Origin of the sequence: Clostridium isatidis (assembly GCF_002285495.1) — a bacterium.
Classification (GTDB): Bacteria; Bacillota; Clostridia; order Clostridiales; family Clostridiaceae; genus Clostridium; species Clostridium isatidis.
The window spans coordinates 2,133,340-2,148,545 of sequence record NZ_CP016786.1 but is presented as its reverse complement, the minus strand read 5'-3'; the positions used below and the strand labels follow the sequence as shown (position 1 = coordinate 2,148,545).

Annotated in this window: 11 protein-coding genes and 1 riboswitch; of the genes, 9 read left to right on the top strand and 2 right to left on the bottom strand. The window is 27.6% G+C overall.

Annotated features, from left to right (window positions below; genetic code table 11):
• The first annotated feature begins 8 nt into the window (after positions 1-8).
• From BEN51_RS10130 to BEN51_RS10095, 8 genes are all read left to right on the top strand, one after another.
• A complete protein-coding gene (locus BEN51_RS10130) occupies positions 9-845 on the top strand; it encodes a MetQ/NlpA family ABC transporter substrate-binding protein (protein WP_119865949.1) in 837 nt (278 codons plus the stop codon).
• A gap of 25 nt (positions 846-870) precedes the next feature.
• A riboswitch (SAM riboswitch) is annotated at positions 871-987 on the top strand.
• Between the two features lie 95 nt (positions 988-1,082).
• Complete coding sequence (locus tag BEN51_RS10125; protein WP_119865948.1) at positions 1,083-1,916, top strand: MetQ/NlpA family ABC transporter substrate-binding protein; 834 nt, start codon at positions 1,083-1,085, stop codon at positions 1,914-1,916.
• 162 nt (positions 1,917-2,078) lie between these two features.
• Positions 2,079-2,765: an N-acetylmuramoyl-L-alanine amidase family protein gene (locus BEN51_RS10120; RefSeq protein WP_119865947.1), complete on the top strand. Its 687-nt coding sequence runs from the start codon at positions 2,079-2,081 to the stop codon at positions 2,763-2,765.
• Between the two features lie 204 nt (positions 2,766-2,969).
• Positions 2,970-3,944, top strand: a complete 975-nt coding sequence (locus BEN51_RS10115; RefSeq protein WP_119865946.1) for a YkvA family protein — start codon at positions 2,970-2,972, stop codon at positions 3,942-3,944.
• A gap of 39 nt (positions 3,945-3,983) precedes the next feature.
• On the top strand, positions 3,984-4,880 hold the full coding sequence (locus tag BEN51_RS10110; RefSeq protein WP_119865945.1) for a ribonuclease H1 domain-containing protein: 897 nt from the start codon (positions 3,984-3,986) through the stop codon (positions 4,878-4,880).
• A 101-nt stretch (positions 4,881-4,981) separates the two neighbouring features.
• Positions 4,982-5,152 (top strand): YtxH domain-containing protein, encoded by a 171-nt coding sequence (locus tag BEN51_RS10105; protein WP_119865944.1) that lies wholly within the window; start codon positions 4,982-4,984, stop codon positions 5,150-5,152.
• Positions 5,153-5,431: 279 nt separating this feature from the next.
• The gene (locus BEN51_RS10100; RefSeq protein WP_119865943.1) at positions 5,432-6,733 is read left to right on the top strand and encodes a helix-turn-helix domain-containing protein; all 1,302 of its coding nucleotides are present in this window, start codon (positions 5,432-5,434) and stop codon (positions 6,731-6,733) included.
• A gap of 18 nt (positions 6,734-6,751) precedes the next feature.
• On the top strand, positions 6,752-8,008 hold the full coding sequence (locus tag BEN51_RS10095) for a helix-turn-helix domain-containing protein (RefSeq protein ID WP_119865942.1): 1,257 nt from the start codon (positions 6,752-6,754) through the stop codon (positions 8,006-8,008).
• 400 nt (positions 8,009-8,408) lie between these two features.
• Here the strand turns inward: BEN51_RS10095 and BEN51_RS10090 are convergent, their stop codons facing one another.
• Positions 8,409-10,475, bottom strand: coding sequence for a helix-turn-helix domain-containing protein (locus tag BEN51_RS10090; RefSeq protein ID WP_119865941.1), 2,067 nt, complete (start codon positions 10,473-10,475; stop codon positions 8,409-8,411).
• 290 nt (positions 10,476-10,765) lie between these two features.
• Between BEN51_RS10090 and clpB the strand changes: the two genes are divergently transcribed.
• Positions 10,766-13,366, top strand: coding sequence for an ATP-dependent chaperone ClpB (gene clpB, locus BEN51_RS10085; RefSeq protein WP_119865940.1), 2,601 nt, complete (start codon positions 10,766-10,768; stop codon positions 13,364-13,366).
• A 194-nt stretch (positions 13,367-13,560) separates the two neighbouring features.
• On the opposite strand, the gene BEN51_RS10080 is transcribed toward clpB, so the two are convergent.
• Entirely contained in the window at positions 13,561-15,189 is a 1,629-nt protein-coding gene (locus BEN51_RS10080) for an IS1182 family transposase (protein ID WP_119864227.1), read from the bottom strand.
• Positions 15,190-15,206 lie beyond the last annotated feature (17 nt).

Genomic DNA, 15,206 nt, shown 5'->3' with positions numbered 1-15,206 from the left:
CAATATATATGAAAAGAAAAAGAATATTATCATTAGTATTAACAGGAGTTTTAGCTTTAGGATTAATAGGATGTGGACAAACTAAAGCTTCAGATGAAAAAACAACAACTGGTGGAGAAGATAAAACAATAACAGTAGGGGCTACTCCAGTACCTCATGCAGAAATATTAAATGCAATAAAAGGAGATCTTGAAGCTAAAGGATATACTCTTGAAATCGTAGAATATACTGATTATGTTACTCCAAACACTGCTTTAGCAGATGGAGATTTAGATGCAAACTACTTCCAACATATAGCATACTTAAATGAAACAAATGAAGGAAAAGGTCTAGATTTAACTTATACAAAAGCTATTCACTTAGAGCCAATGGGAGCATATTCAAATACAATTAAAAATTTAGATGAATTAAAAGAAGGAGCTAGAGTAGCAGTTCCTAACGATCCATCAAATGAAGCAAGAGCTTTAAGATTATTAGAAAAAGCAGGCTTAATAAAAATTGCAGATGGTGAATTAGTTACTGTTAAGGATATTACTGAAAATCCTAAAAATTTAGAATTTGAAGAACTTGAAGCAGCTCAATTACCAAGAGTATTAGAAGAAGTTGATTTAGCAGTAATAAATAGTAATTATGCTTTAGAAGCTAATTTAAATCCAGCAAAAGATGCTTTAGTTTTAGAAGATAAGGATGCAGAAGCAGCAGAAAATTATAGAAATGTATTAGCAGTTAGAAAGGGAACTGAAAATGATGAAAAAATTAAAGCTTTAACAGAAGCTTTAACATCAGAAACAGCTAAGAAATTTATTGAAGAAAAATATGCTGGTTCAGTAATCCCATCATTTTAATAATATATAAAACTAAATATTTTCTTTCTTATCAAGAGAGGTGGAGGGACTGGCCCTATGAAACCCGGCAACCTATAATAAGAGAAAAGTAACTCTTGTTAGTTTGGTGCTAAATCCTGCAGCTGTAGCTGAGAGATAAGGGAATAAATTTTCTGTGTTTTTATGCACTTGAGGTTTATTCTCAAGTGCATTTTTATTAAATTCTTGAATAATCTAAAATTTTAGGAGGTATTATAAATGAGAAAAAGAAGAATTCTTTCATTATTATTAACAGGTATATTATCAATAGGATTAATAGGTTGTGGAAATGCAGGTGCTTCAGAAGGAAATAAAGCAAAAGAAGAAGATAAAACAATAAAAATCGGGGTTACACCAGTACCTCATGCAGAAATAGTAAATGCAATAAAACCAGATCTTGAAGCTAAGGGCTATACAGTAGAAGTAATAGAATATACAGATTATGTTACTCCAAATACAGCTTTAGCTGATGGAGACTTGGATGCAAATTACTTTCAAACTATTCCTTATTTAGAGGAGACAAATGAAGGAAAAGGATATGATTTAACTTATACTAAAGGAGTTCATTTAGAACCAATAGGAATATATTCAGCTAATATTAAAAGCTTAGATGAGCTAAAAGATGGAGCTAGGGTGGCAGTTCCAAATGATCCATCAAATGAAGCAAGATCATTAAGATTATTAGAAAGTGCAGGATTGATAAAGCTTAAAGAAGCAGAATTAGTTACACCTAAGGATATTGTGGAAAATCCAAAAAATCTTGAATTTGAAGAATTAGAGGCAGCTCAACTACCAAGAGTTTTAGAAGAAGTAGCTATAGCAGTTATTAATGGTAACTATGCCTTAGAAGCAGGTTTAAGTCCAGCAAAGGATGCTTTATATTTAGAAGATGCTACTACAGAAGCTTCAAAAAAATATCATAATGTTATTGCTGTAAAAAAAGGAAATGAAAATAGTCAAAAAATTAAAGATTTAACAAAAATTTTGACTTCAGATAAAGTTAAAAAATTTATAGAAGATAATTATAATGGGTCTGTGCTTCCGGTATTTTAATATAAGGATATCTTAAATAAAATGGATAATTGACAATTGTAAAGATTGCTATTTCCTTCTTAGAAGTGTTAATTTTTTAATTTGTAACCAAGTAAAAGTAAAATTAATATACTGAATTATGGAATATGATTTTACATAGCACTTTAATAAGGAGGAAAAAGCTTGGCAAAGTGGGTACTAGACGCAGGTCATGGCGGATGTGATGCTGGAGCAGTTGGAAAAAACAATAGAAGAGAAGCAGATATAAATTTAGAAGCTGCCTATGAAGCCATGAGATTATTAGAGAAGAATGGTGAAACAGTTTTACTGACAAGAGCATCTGATGTTTATTTAAGTTATAAAGATAGAGCTAAAATAGCAAATGATTGGGGAGCAGATTATTTTATAAGCTTTCATATGAATTCCTTTGTTGATCCTTTAGTAACTGGAACAGAAGTTTTTATATATGAAAAAGGAAGCAAGGCAGAAGAACTGGCAAGTCTTATAAAAGCTGAGATTGTTGCAAACTTAAGATCTAAGGATAGAGGGATAAAGGAAGCCAGCTATATTGAATTAAGGGAAACTAATATGCCGGCTGTAATTATAGAAGCTGAATTTTTATCAAATGAAGAAGTAGAAAAGAACTTTGATAGTAAAAAGTATGGTTATATGGTTGCTAAGGCTTGCTTAGCATTTGTAGATAAAGTACTATTAGACATACCTAAAATGAATAGAAAAATTCCAACAAGAGAAGGTTGGAGAGTATGTGTTGGATATTATAAAAAATACCAAGATGCAGAAGAAGAAATGAAAAGGTTACAAAGAATAGGGATAAAAGGAGTTCATCTTGTTCCTTACCCTAAAGAGTAAGGAATAGTTGACAATGGACAATTGACAATTTTGGGGGATTTTCATTGAGCTGAAAATTTTGATATTATAATATAACGGGGCTAGTCCCCGTTATATTTTTTTAAAATTAAAGTTTTTTATTTTAAAAAATACATTATAATAATATTAATGATTAAATAATTCCTGTAGAAATTTAAATAGAATATTAACAATTTGGAGGGGAAAATGAATATATCAGAAGTTAAAATTGGTTTAAAAGGGAAAGATTTATTAAGTATTATAAATGAATTTGTTAAAGTAGAAGGATTAAAAGTTTCTGAAATAGATATTAATGAGAATATTATAATTAAGGGAAGTTTTAAAAAGATAGTAACAGTGGACTTTACAGGGAGTGTGAAATTAAAAAGAGTAGATAATGGAATTATTGAGGGAGAATTAGTGGATTTTAAGCTTTCCAAAATTAAAATTATATCCTTTATAAGAAAGGCAGCTTTAAAATTTGCTTTAAGGGCTATTGAAGAAAAAGGAATAAAATATTTAGATGGGAAAGTAATAATTGATTTAAAATATATTTTAAAAGATGTACCATATGTTGATTTTGATGTTACTAATATAAATGTAAATGAAGATACTTTATATGTAGAAGCTAATAACATTGAAATATCAATAGAAGGAACTTTAAAAAAAGATAATAAGGAAGAGGATGTAAAGCTGTTAGAAGAAGCAGAGGAAGAAGATTATGAAGAAGAAATTAAGGAAGTAGCAAAAGTAGAGGATATCTATACAAAGGGGAGAAGAATATTTGAGAACAAATTACCAGAAAAGATAAAGCCTTTTAAGGAATACTTGTTTATAATACCTGATATGCTGGCTTTAATTTATAGATTACTTAAAGATAAAAGAGTTCCAATTAAAACAAAATTAGTAATTTCAGCTGCAATAGCTTATATATCTTTTCCAACAGATATAATTCCAGATAATATACCTTTTATAGGAAATATTGATGATATAGGAGTTATAATTTTTACCTTAAATAAATTAATAGATGATGTTCCAATAGTGGTTATATTAGAAAATTGGCAAGGAAAGAATGATATAATAATAACTTTAAAAACTTTAGTAGAATATGCTGTAAATTTAACTGGTGCAAGGAATGTAGAAAAAATATATAGGTTTATAGAAGAAATTTCAACAATCTAAAATAATGTATATTGTACATTATAAAGAGAGGAAGATATTATGGGAAAGAAAGTTTATGCTATAAAAGAAGGATATGATTTCGAAAATGATAAGAAAATAGAAAATCTAATAGTTAAGACCTGGGACGAATGTTTGAAATATGTTAAAGGGGTTAAGGGAGCAAAGTATAAAAGTTTTGAAGATATAAAAGAAGCTGAGAACTTTTTAAATAAAGGAAGTCAAATCTTTAAAAAAGGTGTAGATAATTATCCAGAGGATTGTTTGCATGTTTATGTAGATGGAAGTTATAGTGTAAGCTCTAAAAAATATGCATACGGCTTAGTTGCTGTTAGAAATAATGTGGTGGAGTATATTGAAAGTGGAGTATCAGCAGATAGCTCCCAAAGTAATATTAGGCAGATTGCTGGAGAATTAGAAGCTGCAATTAAAGCTGTTGAATATGCTTTGTATAAAAGGGATAAGAAAGTTGTAATATTCCATGATTATGAAGGAATTGCCCATCATGCCACAGGTTTCTGGGAAAGAAGAGAAGAATCATCCATTAGATATTATAATAAGATGAACGAATTAATGAAATTAGGCATAGAAGTGATTTTTGTTAAGGTTGATAGTCATACTGGAGATATTTTTAATGAATTGGCAGATGAAAAATGTAAAGAAAAATTATCTATTATTTCAAATAAAGTAGTAGATAAATGGTTATCTAATAATCTTTTATTTGTTGAAAATGAAAATATAAAAAGAGAGATAATAAGTATTACTAATAATAAGGAAGATAAAATTATTGTAGCTAAATCAAGCAATGAGAATAAATTAGAAGAAACAGTCGAAATTAAAGAAGATAAGGATCTTCTTTTAGAGATTAATAGACTTCTTACAAAACTTAATATTGAGAAACAAAAAAAGGTGTTAGAATATATAAAGGATATTAGTTAAACTAAGAAGCACCTTACCAATAATTTCAATGGTTAAAGAAAAAAATATTACTAATAATAAGAATATGAAAAATTAAAAAAATATTATTATGAGGTGATATTATGAAAACTATGAAAACTATTGTAACAGGTGCAGTATTAGGGGTGGCAGTAAGTGCTATGATGTATCCACAATTAGATAGAAAAAAACAAAGAAGTATCAAAAAAATGGGAAGGAAAGCAGCTAATATGGCTGAAGACGCATATGATGCAATAATGGAATATATAAAATAAAGATAAAAAATGTGAATGTAATATAAAAAAACAATTTACAATTAAGAAAGGCTTTTGAGCTTACTTATTGTAAATTGTTTTTTTTATAATGAAATCAACTAAATAAATGACAAAAAACATAAAAAAATTTATTTATTTATACTAAAATTTGACGAAAAAACTCTAATATCTTAATACAAAAGTAAGAATAACTATATAAATCTGTAAAATTATGATATAATTATGTAAAATAAATATCGAGATATTAAGAATTTATGTGAATGAAAAGGAAGAGTGTTAATGGAGATTCTTGCATTAGGAGAAAAGATAAAAAGAAGAAGAAAAGAATTAAATATGACTCTTAAAGATCTAGCTGGGGATAGAATTACACCTGGGCAAATAAGCTTAGTTGAATCAGGAAGATCAAATCCCTCTATGGATTTATTAGAGTATTTAGCAGAGGAACTTCAAACTTCTGTTGAATATCTTATGGAGTCAGAAGAAACTCAAGCTGAGAAGATAAGTATTTATTATGAACAAATGGCAGAAGCATATATTTTAGCAGGAGATTATTTTTCTGGAGAAAAATATATTGAAAATGCATTATATTATGTTGAAAAGTACAATTTAGATTATAGGAAAGCAAAAATACTATATATAAGAGCACAGATATATATGGCTAAAGGCGAACTTACTTTAGCTCAGCAATTTTTCTTATCAGCAAATGTAATTTTTATTAAAAATAATAATCATGAGGAAATAATAAATACCTTCCTAAATTTGGGTAAGATAACTTTAAAGTTAAAAGCATATCATTCTGCTAATAGTTATTTAAGACAAGCAGAAAAGGTATACTTAGATAATAATATAGGAGATGATTCGTTACTTGGGGAAATTTATTATTATATGGCTGAATCTTATTATATAACTGAAAATATAAAGAAAGCCATGGATTATTCTTTTTTAGCAAAAAGTAAATTTGAACAAGTTAACAATAAAGAAGAATATGCAAAAACATTATTATTAATTTCTGAAGAATACAATGCTAAAGGAGACTTATCAAACGCTATAAAATATTCTCAAAAAAGTTTAGAAGTATATAAAGAACTGGAAGAATTAAATAATATTTCCGAAATAGAAAATAATTTAGGAAAACTGTTCTATAGATTTGAAAATATTGAAGAATCCTTTAAGCATTATGAGATTGCTAAGGAAATAAGAATTAGAAGAAAAGATGAAAAACTAATATCCACTTTAATAAATATGTGTGAAAATTATATTAAAATAAAAGATATTAAAAAATGTGAAGAATTATTAAATGAAATTAAGCAATATCTAAAAGATGAAGATTTTGAGCATTTAGTTGAAATTAATATATTGTGGTATAGAATTCATATGATAAATGATAAACTAAAAGATGCTGAATATACTTTATTAAATACATATGAAATAGCTAAAACAAATGGTTTATATCAACAAGCTGGGCAGATTGCAATAATGATTGGAAAATTCTATATTGATAATAAAAGAGATATAGAAGCTGCTAAATATTTAGATGAAGGGATAAATATTTTTAAGGAAATGGGAATCCTTAGGAATTAATCCAGGCGGGGGAGATTAATGGAGATATTATCAACTGGAGAGAAGATTAAAAGAATTAGAATATATCATGGAGTAACTTTAAAAGAATTATGTGGAGATAAAGTATCAATATCCAAAATGAGTTGTATAGAAAACGGAAAAATAAAAGCTGATAAGGATATTTTGGAGTATGTTTCAAAAAAACTCAACATAGATTATGATTACTTAGTAAGCGATGTTAAAGAACAGTTAATTTCTAATCTTGAATTTATAAAGACAAATGCAATAGAAGAAAAAGAAGAAGCATTAAAGAATAATATTAATTATGCTTTAGAATATTCATATGATGATTTGGCTTTTGAATTTACTCATATATTATTTAATTATTATGTTGAAAAAGGTAAAGTTGAAAATATACATTCTATAGTATCGCAATACTATGATTTATATCAAAAGAATAACACTCCAGATAATACTATTATTTACTATACTGATATGGCTGAATTCTTTTATAGTACTAAAGAATATTCTGAAGCAATCAACTATTATGAAAGAATAAAGCCGCTGCTTACAGAGAAAAAAGAGTTAGATATAGATAAGTATTCTTATATTTGTTATAAGCAGGGAATATCTTATTTAAATATTAGTAGTTTAGAAAAGGCTTATAATTCTTTAAACGAAGCTATAAGATATATTGATAATATTGAAGATAATGATAAAAAGGGAGATTTATATCACGCCTTTGCAAGAATTAATATACTAATTAATAATGAAGGAAAAGAAAAATACGTTAACCTTTCATATTTTTATAAAAGAGATAATTTAATGGATTTAGCAATAGCAAAAGGTGAAAATGGAAAATGTTTTTTTGCTATAAAAGATAAAGAAAAAGGGTTAAATGAAATTAAAGAAGGAATTAAATTATTTCCTAAGGAAAATAAAAATGAATATGTGAAGTTTTTAAATAACTGCGTGAAAACACTATATGACAATGAAGAATATGAATATGCATTTGAGATAATAGATATAGCTTTAAATTGTGCCATTGAAAGTGATGATATTATAGAAATAGAAAAAGCTTATTATTTAAAGGGAATGATACTTCAAAAACAAGAAATGTATGATCAGGCAGAAATTTATATGAACTTATCTTTAGATTCACTATTGAAATTTTCAAATAAAGAAGAAAAATATAAAAGATATTTGGATATGGCTGAAATGTATTATAAATTAGGAGAAACAAGAGAATCCTTAAAATATTTTGGACTAGCAATGAAATTGAAAGAAGATAAATAAATAAAAAATAAATTTACCCCTAGTTGTTGATAGTTTGTTAAGCCTATCTTTCCTAGGGGTAATTTTTATGTTAATTTCTATTAAACATAGATGAAAATATACTAAATATAGAAAATTTATAAAATATTCTAGGAGAAAAGAAAAGTCCTCTCATAATTACAACTCCTTTTTAATTAATCTTATATTTAAATTATATATATACAAGGAGCTGAAAGCATTGATTTAAATGTTCTATTTAAGGTACAATTAAGAGATTTATTATAAGTTGGAAAAAGTAAAAAAGTATTAATTATCAAAATTAATGCAGTATAAGTACATTTCTGCTATAAAATAACCATGCTAAAACTTCACACTTCAAACTCCACACTTTACACTCAAAACTCCACACTCCTAACTGCTACTATCTTGCTTTTTTAATATATATCAATTTAGCTGAATATCCTTTTAATTCAGTAATAATATTTAAAATTGGACTTTTCTTTGAATATTTAAACTCTATTTTTGGGAAGGAAGCTTTGTGTAGAATTTCTTTTTCTTCCTTATTTAATCTATCTGGAGATCCCATAGACAACCAGTAGTTATAGGATGAACCTACCTTTTCGCTTACTTCATATGTGATAATTCTTGAATTAGTTTTTATGTTTTGTATATTTAAGGATATGCGTTTTTTATATATGTTTTTAGTTCCTCTTTTTTTAAAGATTTTATCATAATCCTTAAGCTCTGTAATATCTTCATTATAAGCATATAAAAGTATACAATATCCATCTTCATCTTTAGTTACAATGCAGCCATCTTCTAATAAAACTATTTCCTCTCCAAGCTTACTTAAAAAATAGTAAGCATAGTAAGATGGTTTTCTTATATTCATATCATTTACAATACCAGGGGCTCCTATAAAAACTTCATTTGTAAGCCTTGCTTCTTTCTCTAATACATCATAGGCCCTTAAAAAGTTTAAGGAGTTCTTTTGAAAAATAGTATTATGGATGATAAAAGGAAGCATATAAATGGTATCATATATTTTATTTAAACTTTTGACAGAGATAAAATCATTTTCTATAATATCTATATTGTAATTAGAACTAATAAAATCTATTAAGCCAGCCTTAATATCTTTAGATATTATATTTGTAAATTGAAATTTAAAGTTTGAAATATCTATATAATCAATTTCGTTAAAATATTCTAGAAAGCTTTGGATAATTTGAATATATTTTTCTAAAGTGAAGTTTGGATTATCAATTAATATTAATGGATATAAATCTATAGAATCAAGAAATTCTATAACACTTTTGGCCTTATTCCAATTATAAAAATCTGATTTAGGGAAAACTCCCATATCATTACAAAACATATTATTAAGTCTTGCATAGCTGAAGTGAAGTTCTTCTTGGATTTCTTCAAGTATATCTTTATTGTCTTCCAACAATAAATCAAAGGCATCCTCTAAGTTAATAATTTCCCTATACTCTGTATTAAATAATCCTACACTATCATCCATATTTATATGAATAGTCCATAATTTATTTTCATAATTAAATCTTTCATAGTCTTCTAAATCGCTTGAAAGATTTTCTAAGGCATTTTTTAAATCCAAAATTTCATATCTTTTTGCTTCCTCAAATTCTTTTTCACTTAATTTATACTTTTTTCTAAATTGAAGCGGAGTGCAATTATAATATATTTTAAAATTTTTATTTAAATATCTAACATGGGAAAAGCCTACTTCATCAGAAATATCAGATATACTTAAGTCTGTATCTAGAAGTAATTTGACCGACTCTTCAACTCTAGTCAAGTTTACTAAATCTGTAAAGCTATATCCGGTTGCATATTTAATTTCATGAGATAAATAATCTGGACTTAAAAATTCCTTTTTAGCAATATCTTGTAGGGTTATATTTGTATCATAATTATTAAAAATATATTTAGAAATTCTATGATATCTTGCTAGTTGCTCTGTTTTTTCTTTTAATTCTTCTTTTTCATAAGTAAGATAGTGAAAATTATTTATTAAATGATATAAAAGTTCGACTAAAATAGTTTCTACCTCTTCATCATAATCTTCTATTTTTTGAACTACTTCACATAGGAGTTTAGATAGAAGTTCTTTAAGAATTAAATATTCTTCACCTTCTTGAGGACCCTCATCTGTAGAACCTGTATAAAAGAAAACATTATTTATATCCTTATAATACTTTTCAAAAAAATAAGGATCTATAAAAAATAGTAAGACTTCATTATCTTCATCACTAGATATACTATGAGCCTCATTTACATTAATAATTTCAACTTCCCTTTCATATAGTTCAAAGGAATCTGTATCAATATTTACAGAAATCTTACCTTTTAAAACATATATTATTTGAATTGCATTATGCCAATGGATAGGATAATTTTTAATATTTACATAAGATATTTTTATAGGCAGATCATTAGAATAAGTTATATATTCTCTTCTCATATATATTCTCCTTTTCTTAGGCACAATTCTTTTTTATTTATAGAAAAACATAAAAAATAATAATTATATCGCCTCTATATATTTCAAGTTTTGAATATCAAAAGTTTCGATATTTAGCCTTGTAAATTGTGCGTTTTTAATTGTAAAAAGGTGTTCAGTACTTTTTTATTATTATATACTATAAAATTGAAATGTAAAATATGTAAAAAAAACTTTGACTTTCTTTGACCTTTGTATTATTATAAAAATATAGAATAAAATATAATTGATTTAATGATAGAGGTGAGAAAATGAATGTAGATAAGATGACAATAAGAGTTCAACAAGCATTAAATGATGCAAGTCAAATTGCTGTTAGGAACAATCATCAACAAGTTGAAATAATACATTTATTTACTGCTTTAGTAGAACAGGAAGATGGATTAATACCAAATATTTTAACCAAAATGGAGGTTAATGTTAAAGGTCTTGAAGCTGATTTAAAAGATATACTAAATAAAATGCCAAAAGTTCTTGGAGAAGGGGCAAATTCTTCAGGTGTATATGCAACAAGGGAAATCCAAGAAATATTAGTAAAGGCAGAAGATATAGCCAAGAAGTTTGAAGATGCTTATATAAGTGTTGAGCATGTTATGCTTGCAATTATAGATATAAATAAAAAGGCAGAAATAAGAAGAATATTAGATAAGTATGATATAACTGAGAAAAGATTTATGAATGCTTTAAAGGAGATAAGGGGCAATCAAAGAGTTGAAACTCAGGATCCAGAAGGTACCTATGATGCTTTAAGCAAATATGGAACTAATCTTACAGAGTTAGCTAGAAAGCATAAGTTAGATCCAGTTATTGGTAGAGACGAGGAAATAAGAAGAGCTGTTAGAATTTTATCTAGAAGAACTAAAAATAATCCAGTGCTGATAGGAGAACCTGGAGTAGGTAAAACTGCAATAGTAGAAGGATTAGCTTATAGAATAATTAAGGGAGATGTGCCAGAAGGCTTAAAAGATAAAACTATATTTTCTTTAGATATGGGAGCCTTAATAGCTGGTGCTAAGTATAGGGGAGAATTTGAAGAAAGATTAAAGGCTGTATTAAAAGAAGTAAAAAGCAGTGAAGGAAAAATAATATTATTTATAGATGAAATTCATACTATAGTAGGAGCAGGTAAAACAGATGGAGCAATGGATGCAGGTAATTTAATTAAGCCTCTTTTGGCAAGAGGAGAATTACATTGTATCGGAGCTACAACTTTTGATGAATACAGAAAATATATAGAAAAGGATAAAGCCTTAGAAAGAAGATTTCAGCCAGTTATAGTTAATGAACCATCAATTGAGGATGCAATTTCAATTTTAAGAGGCTTGAAGGAAAAGTTTGAAATTCATCATGGGATTAGAATTCACGATTCAGCCTTAGTAGCTGCAGTAAAATTATCAAATAGATATATACAAGATAGATATTTACCAGATAAGGCAATAGACTTGGTAGATGAAGCTGGTTCAATGATAAGAACAGAAATAGATTCCCTTCCAACAGAATTAGATGATATAAGAAGAAGATTATTTCAATTAGAGATAGAGAAAGAAGCCTTAAGTAAGGAATATGATGAAGCTTCAATAAAAAAATTAAATGCTTTAGAAAAAGATATAGCAGAGTTAAAGGCTAAAAATGATGAGTTAACTGCTAAGTTTGAAAGAGAAAAACAATCAATTTTAGCATTAAAAGAATTAAAGGAGAAATTAGATGATGCTAAGGGAGAATTAGAAGCTGCACAAAGAAACTACAATTATAATAGGGCAGCTGAAATTCAATATAGCTTAATACCGCAATTAGAAAATGAAATAAAAGCCAAGGAAAAAGAAGTAAAGGAAAATTATGAAGGAGCTTTATTAAAGGAAGAAGTTACTGAAGAAGAAATTTCACTTGTATTATCTAAATGGACTGGTATTCCTGTATCTAATTTATTAGAAGGCGAAAGAGAAAAACTTTTAAAACTAGAAGGAGAAATGAAAAAAAGAGTAATTGGCCAAGAAGAAGCAATAACTTCAGTTGCAAATGCTATTTTAAGAGCTAGGGCTGGTTTAAAGGCTGTAAATAGGCCGATAGGATCCTTTATATTCTTAGGGCCAACAGGAGTTGGTAAGACAGAGCTTGCCAAAACTTTAGCAAGAAATCTATTCGATACAGAAGAAAATATAATAAGAATAGATATGTCTGAATATATGGAAAAACATTCAGTTTCTAGATTAGTTGGAGCTCCTCCAGGATATGTTGGATATGATGAAGGAGGACAATTAACAGAAGCTGTTAGAAGAAAACCATATAGTGTTATTCTATTTGATGAAATAGAAAAAGCCCATGATGATGTATTTAATATTTTCCTACAAATTTTAGATGATGGTCGCCTAACTGATAATAAAGGTAAGACTGTAGATTTTAAAAACACTATAATTATTATGACTTCCAATATAGGAAGCAGCAGCCTTCTAGAAAATAAAGGCGAGGACAGTATTGATGAAGAAATAAGAAATAGAGTAATGAATGAAATGAAATTAAGATTTAAACCAGAATTTTTAAATAGAGTAGACGATATTATAATGTTTAAGCCTTTAACAGAAAATGGTATAAAGAAAATTATTGATATTTTCCTAGAGGAAGTTTCAGAAAGGCTAAAGGATAGAAACATTAGCTTAAGAGTTACTGAAGAAGCTAAAAGTTTAATGGCTAGAGAAGGGTATGATCCTGTATACGGAGCAAGACCATTAAGAAGATATATTCAGAATACAATTGAAAACTCTTTAGCAAGAAAAATAATAAAGGGAGAAATAGGTTATGGATCTAATGTGATTATTGACCTTGAAGATGAAGAATTTATCATAAAGGAAGAGTAGTTTATAGATAACAATAATCACAATTTAAAATTGAAAAGGAGCTGTCGCATTAGTGGATTAAAATCCGTTAGCGATAGCTCCTTTTTCTATTCTATAAATTAACTTTTTAGGTGTTATTTTTATTTGCATGTAAATCAACTAAAAATAGGCGCACTTCAATAAGCCTCAGAAAAAAAGCTTTTTTAAAATTTAACTTATGAGGCTTTCTTCAATTCAAATAAGTGCTTACCAGTGCGGCCCGCTTGTATTTTACTATGTAATTTATTTATATTGTGTGCCATTGCAAGAAGTATACTTTCTGCTAATACATTCTTTTGCCCACGACACATAAATCTTCTGAAATTCATGTCTTGTTTTATTTGTGCAAAAGAACCTTCTGCTTGAATACTTCTGTTCATTCTAAGCAAGCAACCTTCTTCGCTTAGAATTCTTTCTAAATCAGACTTTCTTTGGCGATTAAACTTTTTTGATGTTTCAAATCTTTTTACTCTTTCTTCCAAAGGAGTTTTACAATTATTCCCTTTGATGCAACTACTCTTGTAAGTGCAATCATTGCAATCTTCACAAACATAAATTGTCTTTTCACTTTCATATCCTGTTTTAGATTTTCTAATTTTTATATTTTCAGCCTTTAACTGCTTACCATTTCGGCATATGTAGAAATCTTTTTCTTCATTGTAATCCATGTTTTCTATTTTACCGATATCATTTTTATATTTTCTTGTTTTTGATATTTCATAATTAGATGGCTTAATAAATGCTATTTGATTATTTTCTTCAATAAATGAATAGTTCTCCTCACTTTCATATCCAGCATCTGCAACTATTTTTAAGTATTTAAATTTTAAGTTTTCTTCCATGCTTTTCAAGAAAGGTATTAGCGTAGTTGTATCCGTTGGTTGTGGTCCAACTGTAAGCCATGTAATATATTCTGAATCTACACCATGCTGCACATTATAAGCTGGCTTAAGTTGACCGTTTTTCATAGCATCTTCTTTCATCCTCATAAATGTAGCATCAACATCAGTTTTTGAGTAACTGTTTCTATCTCCGCAAGTGTACACTTTTTGAGTATATTCTTTAAACTTTGAAAGATATTCTTCAAGTTTTTCTATTGATCGTTGCAATGCAGTTTTTCTTTTCCCACATCCGTGAACGAATTCTATTCCTTCTGATTTCTTTAGTGCATAAAGCTTTTTTCTAAGCTTTTTTACATGTTTCATTTGAACTTCATTTTTATAGATTAACTTAATATCATAAAGTTCTTCGCACTCTTTAACAAGGTCGGCCACTTTAATTAGCAATTTTGCCATGTTTTTTGTAACTGCCTTTTTCCAGACAAAAGTATATTTATTTGCATAAGCTTCTATTTTTGTGCCATCAATAAAGATAGCATCTCCTGATATCTCACCAATTTTATAAAGAAATTTAGCTGTTTCAGCTAAGATCCTTTCAGAACATGGAGCAAAATGAAGACTTCTAAATCTTGCAAATGTTGCATGATCCGGAGCGGATGCTCCCTCAAGCAAAAACATAAAATTAATGTCTCTACGGCATGCCTTTTCAATATCTCGAGACGAATAAATCTTATTCATATATCCATAAGTCATGATTTTCAGCATTTTTCTTGGCGATACTTGATTTTCCTTTATCTTGGAATAAGTCGAATATAAATCTGTTAAATCCATCTCCTCTACAAATTGACTTAGTAATCGCACTGAATCATTAACCGGTATCATGTAATCAATATTTAATGGAAGTTTTAATTGATAAAACTTTTGGTTTAATGTATAATTCTTTTGTAAAATATTTTCTTTGTGCATAAAAATATTTTATCATA